At 48.7% G+C, this 25967-nt stretch carries 19 protein-coding genes; 13 read left to right on the plus strand and 6 right to left on the minus strand.

Annotated features, from left to right (window positions below; genetic code table 11):
- Positions 1 to 149 precede the first annotated feature (149 nt).
- On the plus strand, positions 150 to 2216 hold the full coding sequence (locus tag CSD97_RS06170; RefSeq protein ID WP_098032117.1) for an RNA degradosome polyphosphate kinase: 2067 nt from the start codon (positions 150 to 152) through the stop codon (positions 2214 to 2216).
- Between the two features lie 128 nt (positions 2217 to 2344).
- On the plus strand, positions 2345 to 4597 hold the full coding sequence (locus CSD97_RS06175) for an inorganic phosphate transporter (protein ID WP_034522753.1): 2253 nt from the start codon (positions 2345 to 2347) through the stop codon (positions 4595 to 4597).
- A 43-nt stretch (positions 4598 to 4640) separates the two neighbouring features.
- On the opposite strand, the gene CSD97_RS06180 is transcribed toward CSD97_RS06175, so the two are convergent.
- Entirely contained in the window at positions 4641 to 6071 is a 1431-nt protein-coding gene (locus tag CSD97_RS06180) for an HD domain-containing protein (protein ID WP_008664002.1), read from the minus strand.
- A gap of 129 nt (positions 6072 to 6200) precedes the next feature.
- On the opposite strand from CSD97_RS06180, the gene CSD97_RS06185 reads away from it, so the two are divergent.
- Positions 6201 to 7031 (plus strand): hypothetical protein, encoded by an 831-nt coding sequence (locus CSD97_RS06185; RefSeq protein WP_005827058.1) that lies wholly within the window; start codon positions 6201 to 6203, stop codon positions 7029 to 7031.
- Positions 7032 to 7099: 68 nt separating this feature from the next.
- Here CSD97_RS06185 and CSD97_RS06190 read toward each other — a convergent pair whose 3' ends face one another.
- A complete protein-coding gene (locus CSD97_RS06190; RefSeq protein ID WP_005827060.1) occupies positions 7100 to 7501 on the minus strand; it encodes a response regulator in 402 nt (133 codons plus the stop codon).
- Positions 7502 to 7587: 86 nt separating this feature from the next.
- On the opposite strand from CSD97_RS06190, the gene CSD97_RS06195 reads away from it, so the two are divergent.
- The 6 genes from CSD97_RS06195 (at position 7588) to CSD97_RS06220 (ending at position 16990) form a co-directional block, all read left to right on the plus strand.
- A complete protein-coding gene (locus CSD97_RS06195; protein ID WP_005827062.1) occupies positions 7588 to 9222 on the plus strand; it encodes an ABC-F family ATP-binding cassette domain-containing protein in 1635 nt (544 codons plus the stop codon).
- 83 nt (positions 9223 to 9305) lie between these two features.
- Positions 9306 to 10682: an FAD-dependent oxidoreductase gene (locus tag CSD97_RS06200; RefSeq protein WP_005833075.1), complete on the plus strand. Its 1377-nt coding sequence runs from the start codon at positions 9306 to 9308 to the stop codon at positions 10680 to 10682.
- 62 nt (positions 10683 to 10744) lie between these two features.
- Positions 10745 to 11155, plus strand: coding sequence for a DUF6769 family protein (locus CSD97_RS06205; protein WP_098032118.1), 411 nt, complete (start codon positions 10745 to 10747; stop codon positions 11153 to 11155).
- Between the two features lie 119 nt (positions 11156 to 11274).
- Positions 11275 to 12480 carry an efflux RND transporter periplasmic adaptor subunit gene (locus tag CSD97_RS06210; RefSeq protein ID WP_098032119.1) on the plus strand — a complete coding sequence of 402 codons (1206 nt, stop codon included), beginning with the start codon at positions 11275 to 11277 and terminating at the stop codon, positions 12478 to 12480.
- A gap of 168 nt (positions 12481 to 12648) precedes the next feature.
- Positions 12649 to 15771, plus strand: coding sequence for an efflux RND transporter permease subunit (locus CSD97_RS06215; protein ID WP_098032120.1), 3123 nt, complete (start codon positions 12649 to 12651; stop codon positions 15769 to 15771).
- Entirely contained in the window at positions 15764 to 16990 is a 1227-nt protein-coding gene (locus CSD97_RS06220) for a TolC family protein (protein ID WP_005827073.1), read from the plus strand. The genes CSD97_RS06215 and CSD97_RS06220 overlap by 8 nt, the downstream gene beginning before the upstream one ends.
- 56 nt (positions 16991 to 17046) lie before the next feature.
- Here CSD97_RS06220 and CSD97_RS06225 read toward each other — a convergent pair whose 3' ends face one another.
- The 4 genes from CSD97_RS06225 to CSD97_RS06240 form a co-directional block, all read right to left on the minus strand.
- Positions 17047 to 18279 (minus strand): serpin family protein, encoded by a 1233-nt coding sequence (locus CSD97_RS06225; RefSeq protein ID WP_005827075.1) that lies wholly within the window; start codon positions 18277 to 18279, stop codon positions 17047 to 17049.
- A gap of 277 nt (positions 18280 to 18556) precedes the next feature.
- Positions 18557 to 20014: an rRNA cytosine-C5-methyltransferase gene (locus tag CSD97_RS06230; RefSeq protein WP_098032121.1), complete on the minus strand. Its 1458-nt coding sequence runs from the start codon at positions 20012 to 20014 to the stop codon at positions 18557 to 18559.
- 90 nt (positions 20015 to 20104) lie between these two features.
- Complete coding sequence (locus CSD97_RS06235; protein WP_005827082.1) at positions 20105 to 22528, minus strand: TonB-dependent receptor; 2424 nt, start codon at positions 22526 to 22528, stop codon at positions 20105 to 20107.
- A gap of 64 nt (positions 22529 to 22592) precedes the next feature.
- Positions 22593 to 22934 carry a hypothetical protein gene (locus CSD97_RS06240; protein WP_008664012.1) on the minus strand — a complete coding sequence of 114 codons (342 nt, stop codon included), beginning with the start codon at positions 22932 to 22934 and terminating at the stop codon, positions 22593 to 22595.
- Between the two features lie 255 nt (positions 22935 to 23189).
- On the opposite strand from CSD97_RS06240, the gene CSD97_RS06250 reads away from it, so the two are divergent.
- From CSD97_RS06250 to cls, 4 genes are all read left to right on the plus strand, one after another.
- Entirely contained in the window at positions 23190 to 23813 is a 624-nt protein-coding gene (locus tag CSD97_RS06250) for a DUF6249 domain-containing protein (RefSeq protein WP_005833085.1), read from the plus strand.
- Entirely contained in the window at positions 23810 to 24355 is a 546-nt protein-coding gene (locus CSD97_RS06255) for a sigma-70 family RNA polymerase sigma factor (RefSeq protein WP_009037971.1), read from the plus strand. The genes CSD97_RS06250 and CSD97_RS06255 overlap by 4 nt, the downstream gene beginning before the upstream one ends.
- Positions 24342 to 24668 (plus strand): DUF5056 domain-containing protein, encoded by a 327-nt coding sequence (locus CSD97_RS06260; RefSeq protein WP_005827095.1) that lies wholly within the window; start codon positions 24342 to 24344, stop codon positions 24666 to 24668. The genes CSD97_RS06255 and CSD97_RS06260 overlap by 14 nt, the downstream gene beginning before the upstream one ends.
- A 62-nt stretch (positions 24669 to 24730) precedes the next feature.
- Complete coding sequence (gene cls / locus CSD97_RS06265) at positions 24731 to 25960, plus strand: cardiolipin synthase (RefSeq protein ID WP_171029041.1); 1230 nt, start codon at positions 24731 to 24733, stop codon at positions 25958 to 25960.
- Positions 25961 to 25967: the final 7 nt, after the last annotated feature.

Raw genomic sequence — 25967 nt, forward strand, 5'->3', positions numbered from 1 at the left:
TTTGTTTATTAAGACAAAGGTAATTATATTTGGGAAAGAAATCAATATGCTAATGTGATAATGTGCCAATATGCTAATTGGCTGCGCACCATCCGCGAACTTCTCTTCATTAGCACATTGGCACATTAATCACTTTAGCACATTAAACTATGGAAAACAGATATTTCAAACGTGACATCAGCTGGCTTTCCTTCAACTACCGCGTACTGCTGGAAGCGGAAGACGAGACATTGCCGCTATACGAACGCATCAACTTTATTTCTATATACTCTTCCAATCTGGAAGAATTCTACAAGATACGCGTAGCCGACCATAAGGCCATAGCCACCGGAGCCTCGCAAAGCGATGAAGAGACTATGCAGTCTGCCGCCGAACTGGTAGATGAAATCAACCAAGAAGTCAACCGCCAACTGGAGGAACGTATCCGCATCTACGAACAGAAGATACTGCCCGCCCTGCGGAAACATCACATCATATTTTATCAAAGCCGCAACGTAGAACCGTTTCACCGCGACTTTGTGCGCAGCTTCTTCCGCGAAGAGATATTCCCTTATCTGGCCCCGGTGCCCGTAAGCAAGGACAAGGTGATTTCATTCCTGCGCGACAACCGTCTCTATCTGGCCGTACGGCTTCATCTGAAAGGAGCTCCCGCCAGTTCTCCAAACCGTATCCAGTATTTCGTGATGAAACTGCCGTACAGCAAAGTGCCGCGCTTCATCCAGCTGCCCAAGGTGGGGAAAGACTATTATCTGATGTTCATTGAAGACATCATCAAGGCCAATCTGGATACCATCTTCCCCGGTTATGAAGTGGACAGCAGTTATTGCATCAAGATTTCACGCGATGCGGATATTCTGATAGACGATGCCGCCAATACCTCCGAAATCATCGAGCAGGTGAAGAAGAAGGTAAAGAAACGCAAGATAGGCGCCGTGTGCCGTTTTGTATACGACCGCGCCATGCCCCAGGACTTCCTCGACTTTCTGGTAGATGCCTACCGCATAGACCGCCGGGAGCTGGTGCCGGGAGACAAGCACCTCAACATGGAGGATTTGCGGCATCTGCCCAATCCCAACCAAAGCGTACGTCCCATCAAGAAACCCCAGCCCATGAAGCTGACCTGCCTGGACGAACGCGAATCCATCTTCCGCTATGTGGAGAAGAAGGACCTGCTGCTGCATTATCCCTACCACTCCTTCGACCACTTCATCCATTTTCTATATGAAGCCGTCCACGAACCCACCGTGCGCGAAATCATGGTGACCCAGTATCGCGTGGCAGAGAACTCCACCGTCATCAACACCCTGATAGCCGCCGCACAGAACGGAAAGAAAGTCACCGTCTTTGTGGAACTGAAAGCCCGCTTCGACGAAGAAAACAACCTCGCCACCGCCGAGATGATGAAAGCCGCCGGCATCAACATCATTTTCAGCATACCAGGACTAAAGGTACATGCCAAAGTAGCCCTCGTGCTACGCCGCGATAAGGAAGGGCGCAAACTGACAAGCTACGCCTACATCAGCACCGGCAACTTCAACGAAAAGACCGCCACCCTCTATGCGGACAGCGGACTATTCACCTGCAACCCGGTGATTGTAAACGACCTGCACAACTTGTTCCGTACTCTGCAGGGAAAGGAAAATCCAGTGTTCCACCGCCTGCTTGTGGCCCGCTTCAACCTGATTCCTGAACTGAACCGCCTCATCAATCACGAAATAGAACTGACCCGGCAAGGCAAGCAAGGACGGATTATCCTAAAAATGAATGCCCTGCAAGACCCCGCCATGATAGACCGCCTCTACGAAGCCTCGCAAGCCGGTGTAGAGATAGACCTCATTGTCCGCGGCATCTGCTGCCTCATCCCCGGGCAGGAGTACAGCCACAACATCCGCGTGACACGCATCGTGGATACCTTTCTGGAACATGCCCGTGTGTGGTACTTCGGCAACGGCGGCGCACCCAAGCTCTTCCTCGGCTCGCCGGACTGGATGCGGCGTAACTTGTACCGCCGTATCGAAGCCGTCACCCCCATTCTGGACCCGGACTTGAAGCAAGAGCTCATCGATATGCTATCCATACAACTGTCGGACAAACGGAAAGCCTGCTTCGTGGACGACCGGTTGCGAAACCGCTGGAAGTCGTCACGACCGCAAAAGGAGAAGGTACGGTCGCAATATAGCTTTTACGAATACTTGAAACAAGGGATTAAGGATTAGCGATTAACGATAATTATCAATCGTCAATTATCAATCGTCAATCGCTTTGTAACATTTCTGTAACATGTATGACATTTCTCTGCAACACCAAACTCTTTCCTTTGCAGCCGGAAATAAAATACATGTCTATGGAAACAATTTATCTGGGTATCGTCATCTTTCTGTTCGTACTCGCGATTTTCGACCTCGTGGTAGGTGTCAGTAATGATGCGGTCAATTTTCTTCAGTCGGCTGTCGGAGCAAAGGCAGCATCTTTCAAAACCATACTGTTCATTGCAGGCATTGGCGTCTTCATCGGTGCGGCACTCAGCAATGGCATGATGGACATTGCACGACACGGCATCTATCAACCGGAGCACTTCTACTTTGCCGAAATCATGTGCATTCTGCTTGCCGTCATGTTGACGGACGTCGTGCTATTAGATGTCTTCAACACTATGGGAATGCCTACCTCCACCACTGTATCCATGGTGTTCGAACTGTTGGGAGGTACGTTCGCACTGGCGCTCATCAAGGTCTATAACAGCGATACATTGGGACTGGGCGACCTCATCAATACAGACAAGGCACTCTCTGTCATCATGGCCATTTTTGTATCCGTAGCCATTGCCTTCTTCTTCGGTATGCTGGTACAGTGGCTGGCACGTATCGTGTTCACCTTCAACTACAAGAAGAACATGAAATACAGCATCGCGCTATTCGGTGGTATAGCTGCCACCAGCATCATCTACTTCATGCTGATAAAGGGGCTGAAAGACAGCTCATTCATGACCCCTGAAAACAAGCAATGGATACACGACAATACCGCATTGCTGATAACCGGTTTCTTTGTATTCTTCACCATACTGATGCAGATACTGCATTGGTGCAAGATAAATGTCTTCAAAGTAGTGGTTCTGATGGGTACTTTCGCCCTCGCTCTTGCCTTTGCCGGCAATGACTTGGTGAACTTTATCGGTGTCCCCCTCGCAGGATATTCCTCATTTATTGACTATACAGCCAATGGTACGGCCGCCGGCCCCGACGGATTCCTGATGTCCTCACTCCTCGGTGCAGCCAAAACCCCGTGGTATTTCCTTATCGGTGCAGGCGCTATCATGGTCTATGCACTCTGCACATCCAAGAAAGCCCACAATGTCATCAAGACTTCCGTGGACCTTGCCCGCCAGGATGACGGTGAAGAGAACTTCGGAAGTACCCCGATAGCCCGCACGCTGGTACGCTTCAGCATGACCCTGGCTAACGGAATATCCAAAACGATGCCCGAAAGCAGCAAGCGGTGGATGAACACACGCTTCCAGAAGGATGAAGCCATCATAGCCGACGGCGCCGCTTTTGACTTGGTTCGCGCCTCCGTCAATCTCGTATTGGCTGGTCTGCTCATCGCCTTGGGAACTTCCTTGAAACTTCCCCTTTCCACCACTTACGTCACCTTTATGGTAGCCATGGGTACATCGCTTGCCGACCGTGCCTGGGGACGTGATTCGGCGGTATTCCGCATTACGGGTGTGCTCAGCGTTATCGGCGGTTGGTTCATCACTGCCGGAGCAGCGTTCACCATCTGTTTCTTCGTAGCACTGATTATCCATTTCGGTGGTACGGTTGCCATCCTGGCACTGATTGGTCTGGCAGTTTTCATGCTGATTCGTAGCCAAGTGATGTACAAAAAGCGCAAGGAGAAAGAAAAAGGCAACGAGACCCTGAAACAGTTGATGAAGAGTACGGACAACAATGAAGTCATCGAATTGCTCCGCAAGCATACCCGTGAAGAACTGGTGAAGATTATGGAATTCACAGAAGAGAATTTTGAACGTACCGTCACTTCCTTCCTACACGAGAATCTACGCGGACTGCGTCGTGCCATGGGCTCAGTAAAATTCGAAAAACAACTCATCAAGCAGATGAAGCGTACCGGAACACTTGCCATGTGCCGTCTCGACAACAATACCGTACTGGAAAAAGGACTCTATTACTATCAAGGCAACGACTTTGCCAGCGAACTGGTGTACAGCGTAGGCCGTCTTTGCGAACCTTGCTTAGAGCACATAGACAATAACTTCAATCCGCTGGATGCCATTCAGAAAGGAGAATTTACAGACGTAGCCGAAGACATCTGCTATCTGTTACAAGTATGCCGCCACAAGCTGGAAACGAACAATTATGATGAACTGGAAACAGAGATTCGCAAAGCCAACGACCTCAACGGACAGTTGTCTCACCTGAAACGCGAAGAGCTGCAACGCATCCAAAGCCAGAGCGGCAGCATCAAAGTCAGCATGGTATACCTGACTATGATACAAGAAGCCCAGAACGTAGTGACCTACACCATCAACCTGATGAAAGTAAGCCGCAAGTTCCAAGTAGAAAAAGAAGAGTTATAAGTTATGAGTTATAACGCATGGTACATAACATGCAACTTATAACTCATAACTCCTTAAGCCCCATCTTCTCCGCCCGTTGCAACATAAATGCACGGGCGGCTTCGTATTCATTGGGAATGATGCCGTCCAAAATGGCATCCTTAATGGCACTCTTCAAGGCACCTACCTGCTGGCAAGGAGAAAGGCCGAAAGTCTTCATGATTTCTTCACCACTGACCGGAGGCTGGAAATTACGGATACGGTCGCGTTCCTCCAAATCCTTCAGCTTCTGGCGTACCAACTGAAAATTATTAAGGAAGCGTTTCTTACGCTCCATATTCTTGGAAGTAATGTCGGCTTCGCACAGTGTCATCAGGTCGTCTATATCATCACCTGCCTCAAACAAGAGACGACGCACTGCCGAGTCGGTCACTACATCATCCGCTATCACAATGGGACGCATGTGCAGGCTCACCATTTTCTGCACATATTTCATCTTCTCATTCATAGGGAGCTTCATCTTGCGGAAAATATCGGGTATCATCTTCTCGCCAATGAAATTATGGTTATGGAACGTCCAGCCCGCACGGGGTTCCCAACGCTTGGTGGCAGGCTTGGCTATATCATGCAGAAGAGCTGCCCAGCGTAGCCAAAGGTTGTCGGTCTTCTTGCTGATGTTGTCGAGTACTTCGAGCGTATGGTAGAAATTGTCCTTATGGGCGCGTCCATTGCGCGTCTCCACGCCTTGCAGCCTAACAAGTTCCGGGAATATCAGTTCCAGCAGACCACAGCGGTCCAGCTCAATGAATCCCTTAGACGGAATAGGTGACAAGATGATTTTGTTCAGTTCGTCTGCAATGCGTTCTTTGGAGATGATGGAGATGCGTTCGCGATTACGCTCCAGAGAATCGAATGTCTCATCGTCAATATAGAATCCCAGCTGGGTGGCAAAACGGACACAGCGCATCATGCGCAAAGGGTCATCACTGAAAGTTATATCAGGGTCGAGGGGAGTCCGGATGGTCTTTTCCTTCAAGTCTCCAATACCGCCAAAGGGGTCGACCAACTCGCCATAACGCACCCGGTTCAGGCAAACAGCCAGTGCATTGATGGTAAAATCACGGCGGTTCTGGTCATCCTCCAATGTACCGTCCTCTACAATAGGCTTGCGGGAATCGTGTGTATACGATTCTTTTCTTGCACCCACAAACTCAACTTCCGTACCATAGTACTTCAATTGTGCCGTACCGAAATTCTTGAAGACGGAAACATGCGCCCCACGCCCCAGACGCTTACCCAGCGCCTCGGCCATGGCAATGCCACTGCCTACCACCACCACATCAATATCCTTGGAAGGACGTTGCAGGAAAATATCACGTACATATCCACCGACTACGTAACATTCCAATCCCAATTCATCAGCCGTTTCGGATATCCGCTTGAATATATCATCACTAAAATATTGCTTCAGTTCTTCTGCCGTCAAATCTATCATAAATAATGCGCTAATGTAATGAATACGCAAATGTGTTAATGGTCTATTAGCACATTTGCACATTAAAATGCTGCAAAGATAAAGATATTATTTCTATTTTTGTGGACTCTAACTCCAAGAACAACAAATATGAAAAAAGTAATACTCCTTGCATGCCTATGCTGTACACTCTTCTCTTGCGAAGATGTGGAGAAGAAGGCCGGTGAAAAACTACAAGCTGCCCGCGAAGCGTTTGAACTCGGCAACTACAATGAAGCGAAGATTCTGATTGACAGCATCAAGATGCTCTATCCCAAAGCGTTTGAAACTCGCCGTGCAGGCATCGGCCTGATGCAGGAAGTGGAACTGAAAGAGCAGGAAAAGAGCCTGGTCTATCTGGACAGTATGCTTCAAGCCAAGCAAAAGGATTTCGATGCAATCAAAGGGAAATACACCTTTGAAAAAGATGCCGAATACCAGAATATCGGCAATTACCTTCATCCTTCCCAAGTGATAGAAAAAAATCTGCATCGCTCTTTCCTTCGCTTCCAGGTAGACGAAAACGGAGTCATGAGCATGACTTCCATTTATTGCGGAGCCCATAATATCCACCATGTGGCCGTCAAAGTCACTGCTCCCGATGGTAGCTTTGCCGAAACACCCGCCGCCAAAGACAGCTACGAAACCACTGACCTCGGTGAAAAGATTGAAAAGGCAGACTTCAAACTGGGAGAAGACGGAAACGTCATGGGGTTCCTTTATCTGAACAAGGACAAGAATATCAAAGTCAACTATCAAGGGGAACGTCCCTATTCCATCACCATGACTGCCGCCGACCGCCAGGCCCTTGCCAGCGTCTACGAACTGGCACAACTGCTGTCATCCATGACGGAAATAAAGAAGAATATGGAAGAAGCCAATCTCAAAATCGAATTTGTAAAAAAGAAGATGGAAGAGAGAAAAGACAATGCACAAGAATAAAAAGAAGGAAACCGGATGATATATTCATTACTTAGTCATCCGGTTCCCTTTTTATTATCAGTAAAGCCTTACCAAACTAATTTAGGTAAATAACGGCTCAGACATGTACGCAAAGCAGACAGAGTGATGGGTTTTACCAACACTTCCGAGGCTCCGCACTCCAAGGCTTTTTCGCGGTCGGCAGTAAAGGCGTAAGCGGTCTGCATGATGATGGGAAGTTCCTTATCCTTCTTGCGAATAATCACCGTAGCATCCAGCCCGTTCATAATAGGCATTTTTATATCCATCAGAATAGCTTCCGCCTTGTCGCGATTCTCTTCGAACAAATTTACAATATCCTCACCATTCTTTGCCCATAGTATCTCGCATTTCTTGCCGATAATAGCCTTTATCAGTTTAAAGTTACTATCATCATCTTCCGCAACCAGAATAAGCGGACGGTAATCTCCTGACACTTTTTCTATTTCCATGACCTATGCGTTTTGTTTATATAGGGGCAAAGATATAAAAAATAATAGATTTGCACTATCTTTGCAGCTCATTAAAAAAATATATAATGATTTCTATAGACGGACTGGCCGTAGAATTCGGCGGAACTACTTTATTCAGTGACATATCTTTCGTTATCAACGAAAAAGACCGTATCGCCCTGATGGGTAAAAATGGAGCGGGGAAAAGTACATTGTTGAAAATCCTGGCAGGTGTAAGACAACCTACCCGTGGAAAAATCTCAGCCCCCAAGGACAGTGTCATAGCTTACCTTCCACAGCACCTTATGACGGAAGACGGACGTACCGTATTCCAGGAAGCGGCGCAAGCCTTTGCCCACCTGCATGAAATGGAAGCTGAAATAGAGCGCCTCAACAAGGAACTGGAAACGCGTACCGACTACGAAAGCGACAGCTACATGGAACTTATCGAGAATGTCTCCGCCTTAAGCGAAAAGTTCTATGCCATCGACTCCACCAATTACGAGGAGGATGTGGAAAAAGCACTGCTCGGACTGGGCTTTGTACGCGAAGACTTCAACCGCCAGACCAGTGACTTCAGCGGCGGATGGCGCATGCGCATCGAGCTTGCCAAGCTGTTGCTGCAAAAGCCTGACGTGCTGTTGCTAGACGAGCCTACCAACCATCTGGACATAGAATCCATACAATGGCTGGAAGATTTCCTTATCAGCAATGGAAAGGCTGTCATCGTCATCAGCCACGACCGTAAATTCGTAGACAACATCACCACCCGTACCATTGAAGTGACCATGGGACGGATATACGATTACAAAGTAAACTACTCCAAATACCTGGAACTCCGCAAGGAACGCCGCGAACAGCAACAGAAAGCCTACGACGACCAGCAGAAGTTCATTGCCGAAACCAAGGAATTCATCGAACGGTTCAAAGGCACCTACTCCAAAACCCTGCAAGTGCAAAGCCGCGTAAAAATGCTGGAGAAGCTGGAACTGCTGGAAGTGGATGAAGAAGACACTTCAGCGTTACGCCTCAAATTCCCTCCTTCTCCCCGCTCAGGCAATTATCCCGTCATCATGGAGGGAGTAGGGAAAAGTTACGGTGACCATGTGGTCTTCAAGAATGCCAACCTCACCATAGAACGGGGAGACAAGGTTGCTTTCGTTGGTAAGAACGGTGAAGGAAAGTCAACGTTAGTGAAGTGCATCATGAAGGAAATAGAACATGAAGGCACCCTCACGATAGGACACAACGTGCAGATTGGATATTTCGCACAAAACCAGGCCTCATTGTTGGATGAGAACCTGACCGTATTCCAGACCATCGACGATGTGGCAAAAGGGGAAATCCGCAACAAGATACGCGACCTGCTGGGTGCCTTCATGTTCGGTGGCCCCGAAGAGTCCATGAAGAAGGTCAAGGTGCTTTCCGGTGGAGAGCGCACGCGCCTCGCCATGATAAAGCTTTTGCTCGAACCGGTGAATCTGCTGATACTGGACGAACCGACCAACCATCTGGACATGAAAACCAAAGATATCCTGAAGCAAGCGTTACTGGATTTTGACGGTACCCTTATCCTCGTCAGCCACGACCGTGACTTCCTGGACGGACTGGTAAGCAAGGTATATGAATTCGGCAACAAACAAGTGAAAGAGCACTTGAGCGGCATCTACGAATTCCTTGAAAAGAAGAAAATGGACTCCCTCCGCGAACTGGAACGATAAGCATCTGCTAAACCCGGCGTCCGAACAAATGGCCGATACATATTGTTTTCATTTTACTAAACACTTAACTAAGAGATATTAAAATGAAACAATATGATGCCATCATAATAGGATTCGGCAAGGGCGGCAAGTTATTGGCCGCCGAACTGGCCGAACGGAATTGGAAAGTAGCCATCGTGGAACGTTCCCCTCAGATGTACGGAGGAACATGTGTAAACGTAGGATGTATCCCTACCAAAGCTCTGATTCACGAATCGGAATATGCGGAAAAAAGATACTATGACGATTATAAGAACCAGTCCAAACTGTATGCACTTGCCGTGGCGCGGAAAGACAAGCTTGTATCCTTCCTGCGTGAGAAAAATTATGAAAATGTAAAAAACAAGCCTAATATAACCCTCTATGACGGAACTGCTTCTTTCTTGTCCGAAAATACAATCCGTATAGTCTCCGGCAAGGACGAAACGATTCTTGAGGGAAAAGAGATATTCATCAACACCGGGTCCACCCCTATCCTGCCTGCCATCGACGGACTCAAGGAGAGCAAGTACGTATATACCAGTGAGACCTTGCTGCAATCGAACAAACTGCCCGCACACCTGCTCGTCATCGGCGGCGGTGCTGTCGGATTGGAGTTTGCCACTATGTATGCAGGCTTTGGAAGCCATGTCACACTGCTGGAAGCGGGAAACCGCTTTCTGCCTAAAGTGGACCGCGACATTGCCGCCTCCATGCTGGAAGCATTGAACCGAAAGCGTATCAATGTCCGGTTGAACGCCCGTGTCCAATCCGTGTACGACACAGCCGAAGGAATAACTCTGACCTATACGGACAGTGCAAACGGCACTCCCTACTACCTGAAAGGAGATGCCTTGCTGGTAGCCATCGGTCGCAAGCCTATGACTGCAGAGCTGAATCTGGAAAAAGCGGGTATACAAACAGACAAGCGGGGAGCCATCGTTGTCGACAACCAATTACGGACTACAGCCCCACACGTATGGGCCCTGGGGGACGTAAAAGGAGACGAACAGTTCGACTACTTGTCCATCGATGATTTCCGTATCATCCGTAATCAACTCTTTGAAAACAAAAAAAGGAGTACAAAAGACCGGTATCCAATCCCCTTTGCCATTTTCACCGACCCACCGCTGGCACATATAGGACTGACGGAAGAGGAAGCGATGAAGAACGGTTATTCCATACATGTGGCACGTATCCCTGCTGCCATGATTCCACGTGCCCGTACGCTACACAGCATAGACGGTATGCTCAAAGCTATTGTAGACATCCATACCGGACGGATTCTGGGTTGTACCCTACTTTGTGCCGATGCACCAGAAGTAATCAATACCGTAGCATCAATCATGAAAACGGGACAGCGTTACCATTTCCTGCGGGACTTCATTTTCACCCACCCCAGCATGAATGAGGGATTGAATATGTTATTCAAACCTTTTTAGCATTTTCTATTTGGTAATTAAGTCCTTAACCTCTATCTTTGCATCCGTCCAAAGATAGAGGAATGAAAAAGAAACAGTACATAACCTATATTCTTTTTTTCATCAGCTTGATAATGCTGGTGATACCCGTCATTCCCCACCATCATCATGCCGACGGAATGATATGCATGAAGAATGATATCACCGCCGATTGCTGCGGACACCGTCATAGCCCGGGCAACGAGCACTGCTGTTGCGACACGGGATGCATGACAACCCACTTTGTACAACAGACGCCCAGCTCTTCCAATGATGTGTGTGCACATCCGGATGCCTTGTGGGCAGTCACCCTACTCATTGAACCTTTTTCCAAGTTACTCATCCTACCCGAGTTTGACATAAGCAGGCAGGAGTGTATCTATCTGGAATCTCTTCATAGCACATTTATCATATGTGCTACGGGACTTCGTGCCCCTCCGTCTCTTCTTGCTTAACTGTTACCGGAACATCACCGGGACAGATTTCTATCCGGCATAAGGAACAATGCAATTTGGTTGCACGCCCTATGCCCTAACTTTGTATTCAAAATCAAAAAGTAAGAACAAATATCATCATGAAAAAAGTTATTTTCATGGGAGTCTTGGGATTATTCCTTTTAGGCTCCTGTAACAGTAAGTCCGGAGACAGCCACGAAGGACATAATCACGAAACAGAAGAGCACAATCATGACGGACATGACCACGAACATGAGGGACACAACCATGAGCACGAAGAGCAGGAAAACCATGCCGGAGGAAGCGATGAAATCATCCTGCCACCAGCAAAGGCGCAAGCTGCCGGCGTAGCAGTCAGCACTGTTGAACCGGGTAGTTTCCATCAAGTCATCAAGACCAGCGGCCAGGTGATGGCAGCCCAGGGAGACGAGAGCGTAGCCGTAGCTACAGTAGCAGGCGTGGTTTCCTTCAAGGGAAAAGTTATCGAAGGAATGAGTGTCAGCAAAGGTACTCCTTTGGTGGTATTGTCATCCAAAAACATGGCCGACGGAGACCCGGTGCAGAAAGCCCGGATAGCCTACGAGGTTTCCAAAAAAGAATACGAGCGTATGAAAGCGCTTGTAGGCAACAAAATCGTATCTGAAAAGGAATTCGCGCAAGCCGAACAGATTTACGAAAATGCCCGTATCAGTTACGAGGCAGTCGCAAAGAACCATTCGGCAAGCGGCCAGGCTGTTGTTTCTCCCATCAGCGGTTATGTGAAGAATCTGTTGGTGAAAGAAGGGGACTACGTCAGCGTCGGCCAGCCGTTGGTAAGCGTCACCCAGAACCGCAAGCTTTTCCTGCGTGCGGATGTATCCGAAAAGTACTATCCTTACCTAAACAGCATCGGTTCTGCCAACTTCTGTACTCCTTATAATAATAAGGTATATACATTGAAAGAACTGGGCGGGCGCATGCTTTCTTATGGAAAGGCTTCGGGTGAGAACGGATATTATGTACCCGTAACTTTTGAATTCGACAATAAGGGAGACGTTATTCCCGGCTCGTTTGTAGAAGTATTCCTATTATCCTCACCAATGGAGAACGTGTTGTCTCTTCCTCACAGTGCGCTGACCGAGGAACAAGGCAGCTTCTTTGTCTACCTGCAACTGGATGAAGAGGGCTACAAAAAACAGCTTGTCACCCTGGGTGCCGACAATGGCGAAAGTGTACAAATCCTTTCCGGCATAAAAGCAGGCGATCGCGTCGTAACCCAAGGAGCCTATCAAGTGAAGCTGGCATCGGCAACGAATGCTATTCCGGCACATAGCCATGAACACTAATCTCATGTACAATTTGACAATTTACAAAGTACCATTTCGCTATGCAGTATAAGGGTTACGTGACGAATGGGGAGTGTAAAGTCAGATAAACAAGAAATATTAGATAAAACAGCAAGTGCGGCTGACATTGCGCAGCCCAATTGTACATTGTAAATAGTAAATAAAAAGATGTTAAACAAAATAATTGGTTTTTCTCTTCAGAACCGCATCCTGGTGCTGGTAGCATCGGTGCTGTTGCTGATTGGCGGTACTTATACCGCCATGCATACGGAAGTGGATGTGTTCCCTGACCTCAATGCGCCGACCGTGGTCATCATGACCGAAGCAAATGGTATGGCAGCAGAGGAAGTGGAACAGCTGGTCACTTTTCCCGTAGAAACGGCTGTAAACGGTGCAACGGGTGTGCGCCGTGTACGCTCTTCCTCAACGAACGGTTTTTCTGTAGTCTGGGTAGAATTCGACTGGGATACAGATATCTATCTTGCCCGGCAGATTGTCAGTGAGAAGCTGGCAGTCGTCAGCGAATCCTTACCGGCCAACGTAGGCAAGCCGACACTAGGCCCACAATCGTCCATTTTGGGCGAGATGCTGATTGTAGGTCTGACAGCAGATTCGACCTCTATGCTGGATTTGCGTACCATTGCCGACTGGACCATACGTCCCCGCCTGCTCTCTACGGGCGGTGTGGCACAAGTTGCCGTACTGGGTGGCGACATCAAGGAATATCAAGTGCAGCTGGACCCGGAACGGATGCGCCATTACGGCGTAACATTGAGCGAAGTGATGAACATCACCCGCGAAATGAACCTGAATGCCAATGGTGGAGTGCTCTATGAATATGGCAATGAATATATCGTACGCGGCGTACTTTCTACCGACAAGGTAGACCAGATAGCCAAGGCCGTGGTGCGGAGCAACGGAGTCTCCGGCGCCCCTATCCTGCTGGAAGATATTGCCGACGTTCAAGTCGGAGCCAAACTTCCTAAACTGGGTACCGCCTCGGAACGCGGTAAGCATGCCGTACTGCTGACAGTCACCAAGCAACCCGCCACAAGCACGCTGGAGCTTACAGACAAACTGGAAGCTTCCCTGCAAGACCTGCAGAAGAATCTACCGGCGGACGTAAAGGTTTCCACAGACATCTTCCGTCAAAGCCGTTTCATCGAAAGTTCCATCGGAAACGTTCAGAAGTCGTTGTTGGAGGGAGGTATTTTCGTTGTCATCGTGCTTTTCCTGTTCCTTGCCAACATACGTACCACAGTCATCTCGCTGGTGACACTGCCGTTGTCACTGATTGCCTCCATCCTTGCCCTGCACTATATGGGCTTTACGATAAATACCATGAGCCTGGGAGGTATGGCTATCGCCATCGGTTCGCTGGTGGATGATGCCATCGTGGACGTGGAGAATGTCTACAAGCGTTTGCACGAAAACCGACTGAAACCTGCCGGCGAGCAACTTCCTATTCTGGAAGTGGTGTTCAATGCTTCGAAAGAAGTGCGTATGCCTATCCTCAATTCAACGCTGATTATCATTGTCAGCTTCGTACCACTGTTCTTCCTTAGTGGTATGGAAGGTAGGATGTTGGTACCACTGGGTATTGCGTTCATTGTGGCATTGGCGGCTTCAACTGTTGTGGCACTGACCGTAACGCCGGTACTTTGCTCCTATCTATTGGGAAAAGAGAAAACGAAAAAACAAAACAACGAAAACAGCGACTCTGCCGTAGCACGCAAGATGAAGCAATGGTATGGTTCTGCACTGACTTTTGTATTGGGGCATAAGAAAGGGGTACTGGGAGGTACTATCGGACTATTTGTAGTAGCGCTCGGCTGTTTCTTCACCCTGGGCCGCTCGTTCCTGCCGCCTTTCAATGAAGGTTCGTTCACCATCAATATCTCCTCGCTTCCAGGCATTTCCCTGGAAGAAAGCGACAAGATGGGGCACCGTGCCGAGGAGCTGCTGCTCTCCATCCCCGAAATACAGACCGTGGCCCGTAAAACGGGACGTGCAGAGCTGGACGAACACGCTCTGGGAGTAAACGTCTCTGAGATCGAGGCACCGTTTGAGTTGAAAGACCGCTCGCGCAGCGAGCTCGTGGCAGAAGTCCGCGAAAAACTGGGTACCATTGTAGGGGCAAACGTGGAAATAGGCCAGCCTATCAGCCACCGTATAGACGCCATGCTATCCGGTACAAAGGCGAACATCGCCATCAAACTGTTCGGCGACGACCTGAACCGCATGTTCACTCTGGGCAATGAAATCAAGAGTGCCATCCAGGGGATTCCCGGTATTGCCGACCTGAACGTGGAACAGCAGATTGAGCGTCCGCAACTTGTCATTTCACCCAAACGAGAAATGCTTGCCAAATACGGCATTTCACTGCCCGAATTTTCGGAGTTTGTCAATGTCTGCCTGGCCGGTGAAGCCGTTTCCCAAGTTTACGAAAAGGGAAAGAGCTTCGACCTGACCGTACGCGTGAAAGACAACCTACGCGACGAAATGGAAAAAATACGCAACTTGATGATTGATACGGGCGACGGACAGAAAATTCCACTGAACTATGTAGCGGAAATCCGCTCGGCCATGGGTCCGAACACCATCAGCCGCGAGAATGTAAAGCGTAAAATCGTCATCTCCACCAACGTGGCCGACCGCGACCTGCGAAGTGTAGTCAATGATATACAAGCCCAGGTAGACGCACAAATCAAACTGCCGGAAGGATACCACATCGAATACGGCGGACAATTCGAAAGCGAGCAGGCAGCAAGCCGCACGCTGGCACTTACTTCGTTCATGTCCATCGTGGTGATATTCCTGCTCCTCTACCATGAATTCCGCAGTGTGAAAGAGAGTGCCATCATCCTTATCAATCTGCCGCTGGCATTGATAGGCGGTGTATTCGCCCTGCTCATCACAACGGGAGAAGTGAGTATCCCCGCCATCATCGGTTTCATCTCACTGTTCGGTATCGCCACCCGAAACGGAATGCTGCTCATCAGCCATTACAACCACTTGCAGCAGGAAGAAGGCCATGGCGTCTACGACAGCGTTATCCGCGGTTCGCTCGACCGTCTGAATCCAATCCTGATGACCGCCCTATCCAGTGCACTGGCACTTATCCCGCTGGCTCTCAGTGGCGACCTGCCGGGCAACGAGATACAAAGCCCGATGGCAAAGGTTATCTTGGGCGGCCTTTTAACATCCACGTTCCTGAACGGTTTCATCATTCCGATTGTTTACCTGATGATGCACCATAACCAACAACCTAAAACGTCAGACAATGAATAAAAGATTTTTCATATTCAGCGCCGCCATCCTCGCTTTTGCGGGGATGAGCGCACAAACGTCCGGCATTGATGCCGTGCTCCAGCAGATAGAGGCCAACAACAAGGAATTGCAGGCTAACTCCCACCTCATTTCCTCACAAAAACTGGAGAACAAGACAAACAACAACCTCCCCGACCCTACACTGTCATACGCCCACCTTTGGGACTCCAAGAACAGTGACGAGACAGTCGGCGAAATGGTCATCTCGCAAAGCTTCGACTTCCCCACGCTTTACGCCACCCGAGGGAAGATGAACCGACTCAAGACAAATGCACTGGATGCACAAGCCACCGCCTTCCGCCAGCAGATATTGTTGCAAGCGAAGGAAGTATGCTTGGACATCATCATGCTGCAACGCCAGCAAGCCCTGCTCGACGAACGGTTGAAGAATGCGGAGGAACTGTCGGCCATGTACACCCGGCGTTTGGAAACGGGAGATGCCAATGCACTGGAAACCAACAAGATTAATCTGGAGTTGCTGAATGTACGCACGGAAGCCCGCATGAACCAGACGGCACTTAACAATAAACTGAAAGAGCTGCTTGTCCTCAACGGAAACCAGCCGCTCACACCGGGACGTCCCAGACCCGATACCACACCCGACGCCCAAACACTCGGATTGACAGAATACCCGGCAGTGCCGTTGCCGGCCGACTTCCACCCGCTGGCCGACGAACTGCTGGCTTCAGACCCCACCCTGCAATCCTTGCAGGGTGAAAGTTCTGCCGCCCGGAAACAGATTTCGGCAAGCAAGCAAGGCTGGCTGCCCAAACTGGAACTGGGTTACCGTAGAAATACCGAATCGGGGCATCCGCTAAACGGTGTAGTAGTAGGCTTCTCTTTCCCGCTTTTCGAAAACCGCAATAAGGTCAAGATAGCCAAGACACAAGCGCTCAACATTGACTACCAAAAGGAGAACGCCGCACTGCAAGCCAGCTCTGCCTTGTGGCAACTCTATGAAGAGGCCAAGAACCTGCACGCTTCCATGGAGGAATACGAGCGCACCTTCCATCAACAGCAAGACCTTTCTTTACTGAAACAAGCACTTATGGGAGGACAAATCAGTATGATTGAATACTTCGTTGAAATATCGGTTGTCTATCAAAGCAAGACAAACCTCCTGCAACTGGAAAACCAGTATCAGAAGGCAATGGCACAGATATACAAGAGCCGGTTATAAATAGAAAGAGCTGTCTGCGGTTGACAGACAGCTCTTTCTATTTCAATATATTGTAGTTATAGTTTTGTGACTTTACCCATAAACAGAATAACTCCCGTACTCTTCTCCTTTATCAGAAAGATGAAAGGACGGTCCACATAGAACGGAATTACCGTACTTGGTCCGGGAGCGGCCACGTCCATTCCTCCGACAGTTACAGCCGCAGCTTCCGTCCCCTCTTCATTCACTTTCACATAAGTGAACTGTTGCAGCAAACTGATAAACAAATCCTCATCCGCCATTCCGGAAAAATCGGCCGATGGAGTAAAAGCCTCCTGCATTCCCATTGCCATCATATCGTCAATGAGTTCTTTATCATATTCCATTTCAAACCGGGGTAACTTAAGGTTCAAGGCAGAGCTTGATAAACTACTGTTCCATTCCCCCCAGCGCTCGTCATTCAGCTGCGGCAGGCACTCATCCAACGATTTTCCCTCTGCCGGCAAGAGCACCACCATACTGAAAGCCTCATTGCCGTAAGGCAACTCTGCCATTGAGAAATACTCATTCTCGGCATAGTTGAATCTCTCGTCACGAAGATTCATCATGTGTACAGTCGATTTGCTTCCGTCAGCATTCGTAAAAGCCTCTTCTGCCGTATCCGATTTTTTGAATTGATTCTTCCAAATCCCCTTGAAATAAAGCGCATTCAACAGATAAAGACGCGCCGTCTCCGGAATCTCATTCAAGACTTTGGGGATGCAATTATTCGTTTTCCCGGCACACCAGCCGTTTATAATGTCCGGAGCCTTGGGAGAGGCAAAATCCAGCTCCTGCACTTGCGCGTCATACATCTTTTTGTTTACGCTTACAAAGTCGTCATGAACACCGAACCCTTTCTTTATCCAGATGGAATTGGCAATTCCCAACTGTGTGGTATTGTCCAAATCGAGCAACGCCTCCACCAGCTTCTTATTATAGTTGTTCATTTCTTCCAACGAATAGCCCGAAAAGCCCAGGACATCTGTCATCTCAGATAGTGTGTTTCCCAACGCTCCATTGGCAATCATAGACAGACAGAGCGAAGCGCTCAAAGGAGAGATGAACAGATTGGGCTTTTCCACCTCAGTTTTACAAACCTGATTAAAGAAACGGAAAGCGAAATCCGTTCCTAAATCCATCATCTCCTGCTCGGCACGGGTCAAGGCAATGTCTTTGCGAGGCTTGGGTTGTGGTGAAGAGTTGTCGTCACTCTGGCAGGCTGCAAGGATACAAAGTAGGCTTAAGGCAGTAATCGTTTTTTTAAGCATAAGCAAATAGTATTAGTTTTAAAACAGTTATCTATATATAGAAAATGCTTGAACAAACAAAATACTGCATTGAAGAAACAATAAAAAATAGTACATTCCTACTCAATTATTATACTGCAAAGTTCTGCATATTTTTTGCAGTCGCACTGCATATGTGTTGCAGCACCACTGCATATGTGTTGCAGTCGCGCTGCATATATATTTGCAGTGTCACTGCAACAGCTCTGCAGTGCTACTGCAAAATATATACAGCAGCTTTGCAGTAACGTGATTGATTTCACCCGGTTATTGTTGCCAATTCCAGCATCCCTTCCGGCAAATATCCGCTGCGTATGCGCCATTCCTGGGGATAAAGATTATTGGCACGGTTACCTATATTCTTGACAAATCCTAGAGGTATCTGTTTGTAGGTGAGCAAGACAATGCCGCGCGGAGCAGTCTCCGAAAGGACAACAGCCTCCTTGCGCAGATAGCTGATGGCCTGCTCGCGGCCTATCTCTTCATGGGCAAAGGCATCCGGATTCAGTGCTATACTCATGGCGAGCCCATGAGCAGGCATCCAGTCTTTTCCTTTCAACTCGGCAACATCTACCCCAGCCTGCACGATACGGAGTGACGAACGCAAAGCCGACAGTTCGGAGAGATACGCTTTAGGGAAAGCGCTGACGTTGTTGCCATTGACGATAAATTCGTAATTATCCGGAACCGCAAACCACTCATGCAGTGCCGAAAGCTGTTCTTTGGAAACACCCGGAGTTTTCGCTCCTTTTCCTTGAGGTTTTCTTCCTTTTTCCCAGGATTTCACCTGCCCGGCCCAGGTATTCCCATCGCTCACGCCCGGTTTGCGGAGAACTGCCAAAAAGAATCCTTCCCCCTTCGTCCGATGGGGCAGGAAACGATAGGCGGGAAAGTCCTCTCCCGACAATAGATTACCCGTAATATTCCAGTCAGTAGAAATTTCCAACGGCAATACCTCCGCCCCGAATTCATCCCGTATCCAACGGATGTTCTCTTCGTTTTCCTTTGTATTATAGGTACAAGTACTGTAGATGAGAATGCCTCCGGACTTCAAGCAAGGCCAGATATCCGTAACGATGCGACGCTGGCGCTGCCAGCAGATTTCCACATTCTCCCCACTCCACTCACTTACCGCAACGGGGTCTTTACGGAACATCCCCTCGCCAGAGCAGGGGACATCCGTCAATATGACGTCGAAGAAGTCCGTCAAGGAAGAAAAATCTGCCGGGTCATTATTAGTGACCACCACACCGGAATGCCCCCACTTCGTAAGATTCTCCGCCAATACCTGCGAGCGGTTGCGGATTACCTCATTGGCCACCAGCAGACTGCCTGCGGGCAACACGCTACGGGCATGCGTGGATTTCCCGCCGGGAGCCGCACAGAGGTCAAGCATCACCACCGGTCCTTCGCCCACATACCGCCTCAAAGCCTGCTCCACAAACATAGACGAAGCCTCCTGCACATAGTAGCAGCCTGCATGAAACAGCGGGTCAAAAGTGAATGTCAGCCGCTTGTCCAGATAGTATCCGGCAGTAGACCAAGGGACATGCCTAAAAGAGGAACGAAAAAGACTGAATGAAGATTCCGGTAATTTATCTTCATTCAGTCGGATACTGACCGGCTGCTCCCCTTCCAGGGCGGCAGCCAGCTTTTCATATTCTTCCACACCCAAGAGGGCGCGTGTATAATCGGTGAAAGATGAGGGTAGCTTCATGCTTTGAACTGTTTTATGGCAGCAAAGATAGTGCAAAATACGTTTCACCAATCTACGGGGCTAAACAAAAAGCACGGTTCAATACTCTTTTTAAAAACTGAGTTTCACCCCTGCAAAATAGGAACGCGGTGCACCCGGTCCGTAGATATAACCGGAGTCACGGCTTGCCCCCTTGTCAAAATCTTTCTGATAAGAATTGAATATATTCTGTACACCGGCATTGAGCTGCAAACAGAACCCTTGAAAATCAAAGTCGTAAGCTATCTTTGTTCCAAGCTCAAAGAAGTCCGGACTCTTTACCAATACATCCGCCTCACCGTTCACCTCCGAAAGCAAATGGGGAACGTACATCCGCCCGGTATAATTGCCGTTCAAAGCTATTGAGAAGGCTTTAACCGGCATATAGGTAGCTGTAAAGTAGCCGTAGACGTCGGGAGTACGCAGTATCTTGTCGCTGTAACGTTCTTTCTCCGACAAGTGCTCCTCATCCGCACTCCATTCTTCGGGAGAGTCATAGATACTTCGTTGAAGCGTCAGCCCTGCCTGCAACTGAACCTTATCCTTATAGGCAACCTTTCCTTCCAATGTGCCGCCATACACTTTAGCTCCCGAACCATTGATACGGGTCTGTATCAGATAAGCGCTACCATCCGGGTCTTTCACCGGAGGCGTCAGGACAAACGGGTCGGAAAGTTTCGTGTAGAAGCCTTCCACCAGTAGGTTTGCCTGGAAATCTCCGAAATAGTGGTACCAATCTACCGAAGCATTGAAGCTGCGCGAACGCTCTTCCTTCAATCCTTTGGCGCGGACAATGGAAACCAACTCTCCACCCACATTACTGATATGCAGATCTTCATCAAACGCTTGTGGAGCACGGAATCCCTCAGCATAACTGAAACGGATATTCACATCCTGAGTAGGATTGTAACGGATATTGGCACGGGGACTGAAAACAGCCTTGTCCATGATGCTGTTTTTATCTACGCGCCCGCCAATCAGGAAACTCCACTGTTCGTTCTTCCACTCATTCTGGGCATAGACGCTTGCTATATTCACCACTTGGTTCAACGGGGCGGGGGTATATTTCTCAATCAGTTGTTGCAAGCGGTCACCCGTTGCCGTAGGATCTTCGGCCAAAGCAGCATCACGATACTTCTGTACGTCCGTTGCCTTGTCATGCAGATTGTCGTGATTGAACTCAATGCCTCCGGTCAAATCGGCAGGCATAAACAGACACTTGTCAAAATGATAAATATACTGGGCACCCAGCACACCGGTAAAGTCCGTAGTCATTCCATAAGCGCTGTAATAACTATTGCGCACGATGTGCTGAGCCGAAGCATAGGTACTGAACGTATGTTTCTGGTTTTTGGAGAAAGCCGTGAACTTGAGCCCACCCGTGTTGATGGAATGTTTCAGCTGTTCCACCAGTCCGGGCGCCCCGGTACCGTTCAATCCGGCATCCTCGGCTATATGAGGGGGAAGGCTGAAGCCACTTCCACCACGGCGGAATTCCTCCATATGATGGTATTCAAGGCTCAGCTTGGAATAGGCACTTGTCCGGTAGTAAGCATTCAGACCGACAGTCTGGTTCTTCAGCTTCGGTAATTCGGAAAAACCGTCTCCGTTGGAGTCCCATGCCGAACGATGCCTGCTCTGGCCGTACACATAAGCCCCCATCTTACTGTCCGAAGAAACCAAGGAAAGATTCAGGGTCGTGTTGTTGTCGAACGAGCCGGAACCGTCGAAATTGGAAATGGTATGCGAGAAAGAACCGGAATTGCGAATCGGTTCCTTCGTAATGATATTCACCGTCCCGGCAATGGCCGAAGAACCGAACAAGGCTGAACCACCTCCACGCACCACTTCCACACGCTCTATCATGTTGGCGGGAATCTGTTCCAACCCATACACACCGGCCAGAGAGGAAAAGATGGGACGTGAGTCTATCAATATTTGGGTATATTTCCCATCCAGCCCGTTGATGCGCACTTGTGAATAACCGCAATTCTGGCAATCGGTCTCCACCCGCACACCTGGCTGAAAGGCCAGTCCTTGCGACAAAGTATGCGAGTTTGTCTGCTCAAACAGTTTAGGAGTGACCACTTTGACCAAAGTGGGTGCCAAGCGCCGGGCAGTCTCATTGCGGTTGGCTGTGACTACCACCCCGTCCAGTGCCACCATGTCTTCTTCCAACTCAAAGTTCTCTTCCAAGGTCTTACCACGTTTCAGAACGACTTTGCGCTCCTGCGACTTATAACCTACGGCACTGACGGACAACGTGAACTCACCTTCAGGCAGATTCTTTAGGAAATAGTGACCGGTGGCATCGGTCATGGTCCCGATGGTGGTGCCTTTCAGCGAAACTGTCATATAAGGCAAATGTTCCCTTGTACTTTTTTCTATTACATGACCGACAATATTGGCATCGGTACTCTTCAAATCTTCGGCATAAACGGTTGATGAGAGTAACAGACATACTGCTCCCACCACAAAAAATATATATTTTTTCATGTACTTCTAAAATAATATGTTAATCAATGAGGTTGACGCAATCCCACAACGGAATTGCCTTAATCTATCGGATTTGAAAAAAAGAAGGGGGAGCACGCAGGCAAATACCGCCACGAAGCTTTACACACTTGATGCATTCCGTGGTAAGAATGCTCAGTACACACAACAAAACAAGGAAAACCGTCGCGGCAACCGGAAGCAACGGAAGGGAAGAAGAGACGAAAGAGGCTAGATAGAAAATGGTTTCCAACTGCACCTCTGTATGCTCATGCTGGCCCTTGAATGGATGGGAATGCACAATGATAACACCATTCACCACATGCGAGTGGGTAAACAGCGTAATTCCTCCCAGATAGGCAATGAACAGCAGAGGGAGGAAACACTTCATTATATTCCTCAACTTCATCAAGACTTCCCAATAAAAACAGATGCGCAAAGATAACAGTATTTACAATAAGAAACAACCCGGTTTGTATATTTACCTCTATTTACAGTCGCAAATACCTACTTCTTGTTATTCCGGAAAAAAGACAATAAGACATTTTCACGGAAAAATATCGCCTTATTTCCGGTTTTCTAAAAAAAATATCTTCTCTTTGCAACTTTATAAAGGTGACGACACGTCTAACCGACAAAGAAACAAATTAAAAGACCATAGATTATGAAACGTATCATTTTTGGATTAATGCTCGCCATGATGTTCTGCACACTGGTGCAAGGCGCAAACAGAACCGTAACAGAGAACGACGGTCAGGGGAACAAGAAAAGAGTCATCGAATTGAGAGACACTGTCATCAATGGAGAAACCGTAACAGACACACTCAGCATCATGACTTATGAAAACGGTACCGGCAGTAGCGATGCTCCGGAAAAATGGAGAACCCACCACAGCAGTATGGACTGGAACGGGTTCGACCTCGGGAGCAAGACCTCGGAGACCGTGATTGCCGTAACAGCCATCGTCTTTGTATTCGGACTGCCGCTACTCATCATATTCGTAGTATTCTTCTTCCGCTATAAAAACCGGAAAGCCAAGTACCGCCTGGCGGAACAGGCCCTGGCCAGCGGACAGCAACTGCCTGAAAACTTCTTCAAAGAAGCCGCAGCAACGGATATCCGCAGCAAAGGCATCAACAACATATTCGTCGGCATCGGCCTGTTCATCTTCCTTTGGGCCATTACCGGAGAATTCGGTCTCGGATGTATCGGCTTACTCGTCATGTTCACCGGCTTCGGACAATTGGTGATTTTCTACAGCCAACAGAAGAAGAACGAAGAAAAATGAGTCAGATGGGTGACATATCGTTAGTCGCACAGGTCGTGGTGTTTCACAACACCAGGGCCTTCGACCAGTTGGTAAAGAAGTACCAGTCGCCCGTGCGGCGGTTCTTCCTGCACCAGACCTGCGGCGACAGCGAGTTGAGTGACGACCTGGCACAAGATACGTTTATCAAGGCCTATACAAACATCGCTTCGTTCAAGAATCTGTCCAGCTTCTCAACCTGGCTCTACCGTATTGCCTATAACGTTTTTTATGATTATATTCGCAGCCGGAAAGAAACGGACGATTTGGATACGTACCGAGTGGACGCTCAATGCAGCACACTGCAGCAGGACGTGGGACAGCACATGGACATTTACCGTGCCCTGGCCACACTGAAGGAAATGGAACGCACCTGCATCACGCTCTTCTACATGGAAGACCAAAGCATCGAAAAGATTGCAGGTATCACCGGATGTCCGGCGGGAACGGTAAAAAGCCACCTCTCGCGGGCGAAAGACAAAATGGCTTCCTACTTAAAACAAAATGGTTATGATGGAAAATGATGATAAACTCCTGACTTCATTCTTTGCCGAACACCGGCAGGAAATAGCCGATAACGGGTTCAGCCGCCGCGTACTGCGACATCTGCCCGACCGTAGCCGCCACTTGGCGCAGATATGGACAGCATTCTGCTTTACTCTGGCCCTCGTACTGTTCGTCTCCCTCGACGGAGTGCAGCTGATACTGGACACCTTGCGCGAAACCTTCGATACTGCCATCCGGAGCGGAGCTTCGGAGCTTGACCCCAAGTCGTTAATCATTGCCGGAGTGGTATTGCTCTATTTCGGTTACCGCAAGATTTCATCTATGGCATAGTTGTTTTTCAATGATAAATCGTATCTTTGTCCCCTCATAAAACTAACTAAGAGGAGAAAGTTTTGAGAAAGATTCTATTCATCATATTATTCGTTTTTTCTATTGGGAATGCCGGGGCGCAAGCAACAAGCGATTCCATTGTCATGAATTACTTGAAGGAAATGGGCGCCCCCGTCACTTATAACAATGAAGTGAAATTGCTGATGACCGGCCATGACAAGTTCGTCGATCTCTTCGAGAATATCCGCCATGCCCGGCATCATATCCATTTGGAATACTTCAACTTCCGCAACGACTCCATAGCCAATGCCTTGTTCAGCCTTCTGGCAGAGAAAGTCAAGGAGGGAGTTGAAGTCCGCGCCATGTTCGATGCCTTCGGCAACTGGTCCAACAACCAACCATTGAAAGAACGCCATCTGAAATCCATCCGCGCCCAAGGCATCGAAATCGTTAAGTTCGATCCTATCACTTTTCCCTGGGTGAATCATGCCATACACCGCGACCATCGGAAAATAGTAGTGATTGACGGAAAGATAGGTTATACCGGCGGCATGAACATTGCCGACTACTACATCAACGGATTACCTAAAATCGGTAAATGGCACGATATGCACATACATCTTGAAGGAGATGCCGTGCGCTATCTGCAGGGCATCTTCCTGACCATGTGGAACCGGGAAACGGGACAACACGTAGGTGGACCTGCCTACTTCCCGGATACTCAGCAACTGCCCGACAGTATTGCCGAAGAAATAGCCATCGTGGACCGCACGCCACGCGAAACACCACGCTCCATCAGCCATGCCTATGCAGCTTCCATACAAGCCGCACAGAAGAGCATCCGAATCGTGAATCCTTATTTCGTTCCGACCAAATCAATCCGCAAGGCAATCAAGAACGCACTGAAAAAAGGTACTGAAGTGGAAATCATGATACCTGCCGTGTCGGACATAGCCTTTACTCCGGATGCCTCATTCTACATAGCACACAAGCTGATGAAGAAAGGAGCCAAGATATATCTCTTCAACGGCGGCTTCCACCATTCCAAGATAATGATGGTAGACAGCACTTTCTGCACGGTGGGTACTGCCAATCTCAACAGCCGCAGCCTGCGCTATGACTACGAGACAAACGCTTTCATCTTCGACCCCAAGACCACCAATGAGCTGAATGCCATGTTCGAACGGGACGTGCAAAACAGTACGCTACTCACTCCCGAAGTCTGGAAAAAGCGTTCCGGATGGAAGAAATTCGTAGGCTGGGTGGGAAACTTGATGACCCCCTTCCTCTAATTTTTAA

Source organism: Bacteroides sp. AR29 (genome assembly GCF_900217715.1).
Taxonomy (GTDB): Bacteria; Bacteroidota; Bacteroidia; order Bacteroidales; family Bacteroidaceae; genus Bacteroides; species Bacteroides uniformis.

What these genes read in the sequence shown, in the direction of transcription:
- CSD97_RS06170 (WP_098032117.1), top strand. Translation starts at nt 150, where the DNA reads ATGGAAAACAGATATTTCAAACGTGACATCAGCTGGCTTTCCTTCAAC.
- CSD97_RS06175 (WP_034522753.1), top strand. Translation starts at nt 2,345, where the DNA reads ATGGAAACAATTTATCTGGGTATCGTCATCTTTCTGTTCGTACTCGCG.
- CSD97_RS06180 (WP_008664002.1), bottom strand. Translation starts at nt 6,071, where the DNA reads ATGATAGATTTGACGGCAGAAGAACTGAAGCAATATTTTAGTGATGAT.
- CSD97_RS06185 (WP_005827058.1), top strand. Translation starts at nt 6,201, where the DNA reads ATGAAAAAAGTAATACTCCTTGCATGCCTATGCTGTACACTCTTCTCT.
- CSD97_RS06190 (WP_005827060.1), bottom strand. Translation starts at nt 7,501, where the DNA reads ATGGAAATAGAAAAAGTGTCAGGAGATTACCGTCCGCTTATTCTGGTT.
- CSD97_RS06195 (WP_005827062.1), top strand. Translation starts at nt 7,588, where the DNA reads ATGATTTCTATAGACGGACTGGCCGTAGAATTCGGCGGAACTACTTTA.
- CSD97_RS06200 (WP_005833075.1), top strand. Translation starts at nt 9,306, where the DNA reads ATGAAACAATATGATGCCATCATAATAGGATTCGGCAAGGGCGGCAAG.
- CSD97_RS06205 (WP_098032118.1), top strand. Translation starts at nt 10,745, where the DNA reads ATGAAAAAGAAACAGTACATAACCTATATTCTTTTTTTCATCAGCTTG.
- CSD97_RS06210 (WP_098032119.1), top strand. Translation starts at nt 11,275, where the DNA reads ATGAAAAAAGTTATTTTCATGGGAGTCTTGGGATTATTCCTTTTAGGC.
- CSD97_RS06215 (WP_098032120.1), top strand. Translation starts at nt 12,649, where the DNA reads ATGTTAAACAAAATAATTGGTTTTTCTCTTCAGAACCGCATCCTGGTG.
- CSD97_RS06220 (WP_005827073.1), top strand. Translation starts at nt 15,764, where the DNA reads ATGAATAAAAGATTTTTCATATTCAGCGCCGCCATCCTCGCTTTTGCG.
- CSD97_RS06225 (WP_005827075.1), bottom strand. Translation starts at nt 18,279, where the DNA reads ATGCTTAAAAAAACGATTACTGCCTTAAGCCTACTTTGTATCCTTGCA.
- CSD97_RS06230 (WP_098032121.1), bottom strand. Translation starts at nt 20,014, where the DNA reads ATGAAGCTACCCTCATCTTTCACCGATTATACACGCGCCCTCTTGGGT.
- CSD97_RS06235 (WP_005827082.1), bottom strand. Translation starts at nt 22,528, where the DNA reads ATGAAAAAATATATATTTTTTGTGGTGGGAGCAGTATGTCTGTTACTC.
- CSD97_RS06240 (WP_008664012.1), bottom strand. Translation starts at nt 22,934, where the DNA reads ATGAAGTTGAGGAATATAATGAAGTGTTTCCTCCCTCTGCTGTTCATT.
- CSD97_RS06250 (WP_005833085.1), top strand. Translation starts at nt 23,190, where the DNA reads ATGAAACGTATCATTTTTGGATTAATGCTCGCCATGATGTTCTGCACA.
- CSD97_RS06255 (WP_009037971.1), top strand. Translation starts at nt 23,810, where the DNA reads ATGAGTCAGATGGGTGACATATCGTTAGTCGCACAGGTCGTGGTGTTT.
- CSD97_RS06260 (WP_005827095.1), top strand. Translation starts at nt 24,342, where the DNA reads ATGATGGAAAATGATGATAAACTCCTGACTTCATTCTTTGCCGAACAC.